Below are 2,682 nucleotides of genomic sequence, written 5' to 3'. Positions count from 1 at the left end.
TAGCTGCAGGTCTATCTCCGGAAGAGCTTAAGACTACCTATCTCAATATTAACCTAAGTTATTAACTAGAAAGAGGAAAAAATGTTAGAAAACTTTGTAAAAGTGGCGGATATGCCCCAAGAAGTTATTGAAAAATACAAGGATCAAGTTTCAGCTGAGTTAGTTCAAATTTGGCAGGAGGATGGCTTGGGAACCTTTTTAGATGGTTATCTAAAAGTCATCAATCCAGATGACTATCTTGAACTTCTCCAAGATAGTTATTTCAGAGGAGATATCTCTTTTCCTATGTTCGTAACAGCCTTTGGAGATATTATTACTTGGGAAAAGAATGAATTTGTTGGTATTGTAAAATACAATCTTCAAGACTGCGACATTATTATCAAGAGCCTGAAATATTTTCTTCAGTATTTAGATAACTCATATGTGACTGATAACTTTGAACTGGATCTATATAGACAGGCTGTGTTAAAACAAGGTCCCTTGTCTTATAACCAATGTTTCGGTTTTGTTCCTTTACTAGCCTTGGGAGGAGTAAAAGATGTGGACCATATGGATAAGGTAAAAACCTTGGAGCACATTTACCTCATGTACCAGCTCACAGGCGGAGTAATGGACGATTGATAACAAAAAACCACCCTCGAGGTGGTTTTCTTGTGGCTTATCAAACGCTGGTCCATATGGTTTATGGTATACTAGGGTTGTAGAGCCAGCAAACTTTAGTGACAACTTTACAAAAAGTAGTGCCCGTGTCTACAATGCATCTGATGATGTCGCTCGAGGCGCGAAAGAGACTGGCAAAGGTCTTAATAAGCTAGAGATACCTGAAACTGAGCCTAGATTCGGTGAAAGAAAAATCTCTCAAGAAGAATATAATGGTTTACGATCAGAGACTCCTACTCAGGAAATAAGGGATATGGTAAATGATGGCATTACATTGCCAATGAATGACCCTGTAATACCTGGAAATGAGATTACAAAACGTTTAGAAGCTGACCATATTGTATCTATGGATAGAATTACGAGAATGGATGGATTTGAGAAACTAACTATAGTGCAACAACTTGAAGTGTTGAATTATGAGGATAACTTTGTTGGTCTTAGTAAGTCAGCCAATGCCTCAAAGGGCGCCAAAACTTATGAGGATTGGACGTTGTACAAGAAAACAGGAGTGCCTATTGATTCAGCATTCAGAGCTGAGATGATGATGAAAGAAAAGAAACTTGAACGACTTTTACAAGGTATGATAGATAATTTTGTCAAATATAATGGAGGGTAATAGATGACTCAATCTGAAAAAATCACTTTTTTAAATAGATATACTCTATCGTCTAAAAATAAAGTAGAATTTATAACTGATAAATCAACAATTGTAAATGCACCGATTCCAGAATATTGGAAAGCGGCTTTTCTAGCCGATACTTTGGAAGATAGAAAATCAATTGTTTTAGGAGAATGGCAGAAATATCTTGCAAGGGAATTGAGCAATACTATTCTTTATCTACAAACATATCTGACTGATATTGAGTTGATGAGAATTGGAGAAGAGTATTCTATTTTGTATACACTTCTTAGTTACAAGACTCAGAAGACAGCTTTCTACGAAGGGAAAAATCCACTATCTGAATCAAATTTTGGTAAAAAATTTGACTGTACAGTTGAAAATATAGATAAAACAATTGTAAACTTTTACACAAAAGTTCATAATGGTTTTTATTACTATCCGAGTAAAACAATGGGCTTGGATAGCGCTGAAAATATCGATTCTATGGCTGATTTTGAATGGGAATATGAAGACCAGCTAGAGATGGATTTGACCTCTTGCTACAACTTTTTCAGTAACGGGATGGGGACCTATATCGTTCTGGATTTGACACAGAATATAGAAACTGGAGCTTATCTTTGGTCTAGCAGAGAAGTACCAAAAAGTGGTCTAAATTTTTGGGACTTCATTGATGAGTGGATAATCATTGGCTTGGATTTTTAAGTTTTTGAATTGAAATTGAATTACCAAACGAGGCAACCTGACTATCTTTGTTAGGTTGTTTTTGAAAATTCTGAAGGTTTGGCCAAGATCGGAGCTAGTCAGAGGGGTGCCAGTGAGTTCCAACAAGAAGTCAGCGAGCAGTTGGCTAAGCATAGCGATGACGTAGCCAAAGGCTTAGAAGAGACTGCAGAAACAGGAAAACGAGTAGCCGATAATTTTGCTGATGATATTGGGGAAGAGATTCCCCGCTTGGATGAGGTTTCTGTTGAATTTAAATATAAAGATAAATTTGATAAAAAAGAATTTTCTCGTCAATTAAAAGGTCAACAAGATGGGTTGAATGATTTGACCGTTCAAGAATACTTTGATAATCGTGAGCGCTACTTGAAGGAAGGGCGTTCTAAAGAGGGTAGTAAGGCTCAGAAATTAGCTAGACAAAAGGCGTACGAAAATAAAATTGATGAACTTGTTGAAAGTGGGCTTTCTCCTAAAGAAGCTCAAGTTGAAGCTAAGGAATGGCTGAAGGAGCAGGCAGCTCTTCATGATCCAGATCAAATTGCTGGTGGAGATCCAACAAAAATTTCAGGTATGGGTGATCGTCGTGTCAATTCTTCACGGGGCTCTCAGTGGAAAACGCGAATTGGATGCCATGGACGAACAAATACGAAAACTAGCTGGTTGGAACCGAAAGGGTTTGA

3 protein-coding genes are annotated in these 2,682 nt (G+C 37.3%); all 3 read left to right on the top strand.

All coding sequences use genetic code 11. The features are described from left to right. Nucleotides 1-81: 81 nt before the first annotated feature. The 3 genes from HMPREF0847_RS00020 to HMPREF0847_RS00010 all read left to right on the top strand — a co-directional run bounded on the left by HMPREF0847_RS00020 (nt 82) and on the right by HMPREF0847_RS00010 (nt 1,984). Entirely contained in the window at nt 82-621 is a 540-nt protein-coding gene (locus HMPREF0847_RS00020) for a T6SS immunity protein Tdi1 domain-containing protein (protein ID WP_020992566.1), read from the top strand. Nucleotides 622-913: 292 nt separating this feature from the next. Then, nucleotides 914-1,276 (top strand): hypothetical protein, encoded by a 363-nt coding sequence (locus HMPREF0847_RS00015; RefSeq protein ID WP_008808111.1) that lies wholly within the window; start codon nt 914-916, stop codon nt 1,274-1,276. A gap of 3 nt (nt 1,277-1,279) precedes the next feature. Further along, nucleotides 1,280-1,984: a hypothetical protein gene (locus tag HMPREF0847_RS00010; protein WP_008808112.1), complete on the top strand. Its 705-nt coding sequence runs from the start codon at nt 1,280-1,282 to the stop codon at nt 1,982-1,984. Nucleotides 1,985-2,682 lie beyond the last annotated feature (698 nt).

The sequence above is a fragment of the Streptococcus sp. 2_1_36FAA genome (assembly GCF_000161955.2).
In the GTDB taxonomy this organism is placed as follows: Bacteria; Bacillota; Bacilli; order Lactobacillales; family Streptococcaceae; genus Streptococcus; species Streptococcus gordonii.
Note: the sequence above shows the minus strand (reverse complement) of the source record. Positions and strands in the feature narration are given on the sequence as shown.

What these genes read in the sequence shown, in the direction of transcription:
- HMPREF0847_RS00020 (WP_020992566.1), top strand. Translation starts at nt 82, where the DNA reads ATGTTAGAAAACTTTGTAAAAGTGGCGGATATGCCCCAAGAAGTTATT.
- HMPREF0847_RS00015 (WP_008808111.1), top strand. Translation starts at nt 914, where the DNA reads ATGGTAAATGATGGCATTACATTGCCAATGAATGACCCTGTAATACCT.
- HMPREF0847_RS00010 (WP_008808112.1), top strand. Translation starts at nt 1,280, where the DNA reads ATGACTCAATCTGAAAAAATCACTTTTTTAAATAGATATACTCTATCG.